The organism is Blastomonas sp. (assembly GCF_041747255.1).
Lineage (GTDB): Bacteria > Pseudomonadota > Alphaproteobacteria > Sphingomonadales > Sphingomonadaceae > Blastomonas.
The window spans coordinates 1-4543 of sequence record NZ_JBGTFM010000131.1 but is presented as its reverse complement, the minus strand read 5'-3'; the positions used below and the strand labels follow the sequence as shown (position 1 = coordinate 4543).

At 62.5% G+C, this 4543-nt stretch carries 4 protein-coding genes and 1 pseudogene; 2 read left to right on the top strand and 3 right to left on the bottom strand.

Features of this window, described 5'->3' with window-relative positions; all coding sequences use genetic code 11:
• A pseudogene (locus ACEW8G_RS04710) lies at window positions 1-666 on the bottom strand (hypothetical protein); the annotation flags it as partial.
• 285 nt (window positions 667-951) lie between these two features.
• On the opposite strand from ACEW8G_RS04710, the gene astD reads away from it, so the two are divergent.
• The gene (astD, locus tag ACEW8G_RS04705; RefSeq protein WP_373487292.1) at window positions 952-2361 is read left to right on the top strand and encodes a succinylglutamate-semialdehyde dehydrogenase; all 1410 of its coding nucleotides are present in this window, start codon (window positions 952-954) and stop codon (window positions 2359-2361) included.
• A gap of 113 nt (window positions 2362-2474) precedes the next feature.
• Here astD and ACEW8G_RS04700 read toward each other — a convergent pair whose 3' ends face one another.
• Window positions 2475-2867, bottom strand: coding sequence for a UrcA family protein (locus ACEW8G_RS04700; protein WP_373487291.1), 393 nt, complete (start codon window positions 2865-2867; stop codon window positions 2475-2477).
• A gap of 347 nt (window positions 2868-3214) precedes the next feature.
• Here ACEW8G_RS04700 and ACEW8G_RS04695 point away from each other — a divergent pair, with 347 nt between their 5' ends.
• Window positions 3215-4114, top strand: coding sequence for a haloalkane dehalogenase (locus ACEW8G_RS04695; RefSeq protein ID WP_373487290.1), 900 nt, complete (start codon window positions 3215-3217; stop codon window positions 4112-4114).
• A 12-nt stretch (window positions 4115-4126) separates the two neighbouring features.
• Here ACEW8G_RS04695 and ACEW8G_RS04690 read toward each other — a convergent pair.
• Window positions 4127-4543, bottom strand: a 417-nt coding sequence (locus ACEW8G_RS04690) for an FGGY-family carbohydrate kinase (RefSeq protein WP_373487289.1), incomplete at its 5' end; no start/stop codon positions are given.

Below are 4543 nucleotides of genomic sequence, written 5' to 3'. Positions count from 1 at the left end.
GACCGAGCTGATGCCCGCCGCATTGGCGCGGCTGCCGACGGCGGTGGAATTCGCACCACCCGCCTGCGTGCTCTTGCCCACCGAGGTGGCTTCAAAGCCTGCCGCCGTAACCTGATGGCCGACCGCGACCGCAGTGCGACCCGATGCATTGGCCTGCCAGCCAAAGGCCTGCGACCCGACGCCCGAGGCAACCGATTCGCCACCGATGGCGGTGGAGTGGAAGCCGCTGGCATTGGCCAAATCACCCAGCGCAACCGCATCTTCCTGCGTCGCACGGGCACCATTGCCGATGGCGACCGCAGTGCCAAGCGATGCTGCGCCTGATGGCGTTGCGCCCAGCGTAGCCGTGGTCGCGTTGGTCCCGATCGCGACCGAGTTGGTGGTGGGCGATACTGCGGCGTTGCCTATCGCGATGGCACCCGAACCCGATGCAGTGCTGGCCCCGACTGCTGTTGAATTGACCCCGGTGGCCACCGAGCCTACCCCGCATTCTGTGCTGCCTACAACGTCATCGGCATTGCCAGGGATGCCATCAGGCCCCGCGTTGACATTGCAGGGCGCCGTCGCATCGGCAAAAGCAGGGCTCGAAATCGCAATCGCTGCAGCGCTCGACGCCAGAAAAAGCGTGGCGCGCAACGCCTTGGCGTTGTTTGGAAAATTCTTCATGGGACCGCTCCTTGTTCTACTGACAAGGCGGGTGTTGCCCCCGGCTAATATGTTACTCATGCGACCCGCATCGCCGAGTGGTCATTAACCAGCCGTCGCAAAAACTAGCAGAGGCATCGCGATGTGCAAGCCCAAGAAATCGCAAAACAATTGTCAGTCATGTGTTCGATAGTTTGCGCACCCGCAATATCTTGCTATCGCTTCCCGCCTCGGGGCATAAGCAACGTAGGATAACTGTTGGCAGCCTGGCTGCAGCCCGCCTCAATTGGGAAGAAAGCACGCCTTTTGCCTGAATTGGTATCTTACGACCCAGCGACGGGAGCGCAGCTATGGAGCGCCGCTTTTGGCGATGTTGGCGCCGAAGTCGCCCGTGCCCGCGCCGCTTTTCCCGAATGGGTGGCGATGGCAGCCGCCAAGCGTATCGAACTGTGCCGCCGATTTACCAATCAGGTCAAGGTGCGCGAGCAGGCCTTTGCCGAGCTGATCGCCCGCGAAACGGGCAAGCCGCTGTGGGAAGCGCGAACCGAGGTCGAGTCGGTGATCGCCAAGGTCGATATTTCGGTCAAGGCGTTCGCCGAGCGCACTGGCCAACGCAAGATGGACAGCGCGCTGGGCGGATCAATGGCGCTGCGCCACAAGCCGCATGGGGTGATGGCGGTGCTCGGCCCCTATAACTTCCCCGCGCATCTGCCCAATGGCCATATCATTCCGGCGCTGATCGCGGGCAACACAATCGTGTTCAAGCCATCCGAAAAAACCCCAGCAGTGGGCGCGATGCTGATCGAATGCCTGCACAGCGCCGGTGTGCCCGAGGGGGTTGTGCGACTGCTGATCGGTGGCCCAGACGAAGGCAAGGCCCTGGTCGAGCATGAAGACATTGATGGCGTGCTGTTCACCGGCTCTGCCAGCACCGGCATTGCCATCAACCGCCGCCTCGCCAGCCGCCCGGACAAGATTCTTGCGCTCGAAATGGGCGGCAACAACCCGCTGGTGGTGTGGGACACGCCCTGCATTCAGGACGCTGCGACCTTGATCATCCAGTCGGCCTTCACATCAGCCGGACAGCGCTGCACCGCTGCCAGCCGGTTGATCATCAAGGACAGCGTTTATGACGCGGTGATCAGCGAGACCAAGAAAATGGCCGACCGGTTGATCGTTGCCGAGCCGTTCGCCGATCCGCAGCCGTTCATGGGGCCGGTGATCGACAATCAGGCAGCAGATGGCCTTACCGACAGCTTCCTGTATCTGCTCAGCAACGGCGGCAAGGTGATCAAGCATCTGGTGCGCCCAATCGATGACCGCCCGTTCCTGAGCCCAGCGATCATCGATGTCACCGCGATGAAGGAACGTCCCGATGTCGAACTGTTCGGGCCGCTGCTGCAGGTCGTGCGGGTGAGCGATTTCGACGAAGCAATTGCCGAGGCGAACAACACCCGCTTTGGCCTGTCGGCCTCGCTGATCGGAGGCAGTCCGCAACATTATCGTCAGTTCTGGGCCAACATCCGCGCCGGGATCGTCAACTGGAACAAGCCGACCAACGGCGCATCATCCAACGCACCGTTTGGCGGCGTCGGGCTGTCGGGCAATCACCGGCCCAGCGCCTATTACGCCGCCGACTATTGCGCCTATCCGGTGGTGTCATCTGAGATAGAACAGCCCCGCGCCAGCATCGGCATCGGACTGACGCAGGCATAAGAGCTATGCGTTTAGCCCCAAAAAAAAGGACCGGCTGCCCATCAGGCAACCGGTCCGGTCGGGTCATCACCAAGAGGTTGGTTATAACGTGTTGCTCGCAATGGCACTCTCAGTCAGCCGCCAACCGCGATGCGCTCGCCGGCCTTGAAGCGTTCACCGGCTTCGGCCCGCGCCACCAGCGTCACCATCGCACGCTTGCCGCTGGCCATGGTCTGGTTCACGCAGGTCTTGTGATCGATGTGATCGCGCACGGTGCTGAGCCTCGCCGTTCCGCACACCTGTTTGGCAGCCATTTTCAGGCGGCTTTCCAGTGTTGCAGCGCCAGTCTGGGTCGTCAGGTCGAGATCAACGAACCTGACCTCGACACTGCGCACGACGCGGCCATCGGCGGCTTGAGTCGTCTGAACCGGGCTGGCCTGCACCGTGGCGGAGAACAGAATGGCAGTTGCGGTCGCGGCAGCCAGCGAGCGCTGCGCGATCTGTGCAAGATTGGAGAGGTTAAACATGGGGGGTCCTTTCAAGATAGTGTGGCAAACTGACTGGACCGGCCCATCTGGTTACGGGGCCTGACGGGCCGGTCCTTTTATGTTTGCCGCGAAAGGCCCTGCCTGGGGAGCTATGGGTCATTCGCGACATCATCTGGATAGGGAAAGACCCGCCCCGGGTCGCGCAACACTCGACAAATCAGGGCAAGGCGTCGCCCAACGACTACAGCTGTCGACGAACGACGCGCTGGTGCCGATAAACGTTGGCTTAAGCCTGCTCGTTGACGAAGGCACGGCATTATGACACAAATCGTGCCAATATATTGACCAGCCATCGGCAGTTAGATCGACCCAGGGGAGAGCATCGCGTGAAAGTCTTGCGCACGCCCGATGACGCATTTGCCAACATCGGAGATTTTCCGTTCGGCCCACGCTATGCGACGATCTCCGATGCCGCCACCGGCACGCCGCTGCGCGTGCATTATATCGACGAAGGCCCGCGCGATGCGCCGGTTGTGCTGATGATGCATGGCGAGCCGAGCTGGTCGTATCTGTATCGCCACATGATCGCCCCGGTGGTGGCGGCAGGTTATCGCGTGCTGGCGCCTGACCTCATCGGCTTTGGCAAATCGGATAAGCCCGCCGCCAAGAGCGACTACAGCTATGCGCGCCATGTCGGCTGGATGCGGCAGTGGGTCGAGCAACTCGAACTGAACGACATCACCCTTGCCTGTCAGGACTGGGGGTCGCTCGTCGGCCTGCGACTGGCTGCGGCGATGCCCGACCGGTTCAGCGGCATCGTGCTTGCAAACGGTGGCCTGCCCGAAGGTGGCCCTGCCCCGCGCGCCTTTGCCATCTGGCGCGCCTTTGCGCAGTGGAGCCCACTGTTTCCGATCGGCAAGATCATCAGCAAGGGGACGGCCCGCGGGTTAACAGCCGCCGAGATCGCCGCCTATGATGCGCCGTTCCCGGATGCCAGCTACAAGGCGGGCGCGCGCATATTCCCGAGTTTCGTACCCTTTGAAAACAATGTCGCGGTGCCCGACCAAAAGGCGGCATGGGCCGTGTTCGACAGGTGGGACAAGCCCTTCCTGTGCTGTTTTTCAGATGGCGACCCGATCACGCGCGGCGGCGAAACGCGTTTCATCGGGCGCGTGCCCGGTGCCCACAATCAGCCACACACGACGCTGAAAGGCGGTCACTTCATTCAGGAAGACGATCCCCAAGGCTTTGTCGATTGCATCCTGAAGGTGCGCCGGGGGGCCTGACAAGCCCCGCCGTCAATGCTCTGCCAGCACCCGCGCGAGCGCCGCCTGCCATTGCGCCAACCGTGCCTCGCGCACACTATCCTCCATTTGCGGCACGAACACATCGCCGGTGCCACGCATCGCGCCCGCCGCGTCTTCGAGCGTCGGATAAATTCCCGCCCCCACCGCAGCGAGCATCGCCGCGCCAAGGGCGGTCGATTCGATGACATGGGGCCGCCGCACCTCGATGCGTAGCATGTCGGCAAGATCCTGCGCCATCCAGTCATTGGCAACCATGCCGCCATCGATGTTGAGCACCGTCCAGTCCGCGCCATCGGCGGCAAAAGCGGATTTAAGGTCGTAGCTCTGCCCCGCCATCGCCTCAAGCGCGGCGCGCGCGATATGCGCACGGGTTGACGCAAAGCTGAGGCCGGTGATCGCGCCGCGCGC

Coding starts and splice junctions, on each gene's coding strand:
- ACEW8G_RS04700 (WP_373487291.1), bottom strand. CDS start 2,867: ATGTTTAACCTCTCCAATCTTGCACAGATCGCGCAGCGCTCGCTGGCT.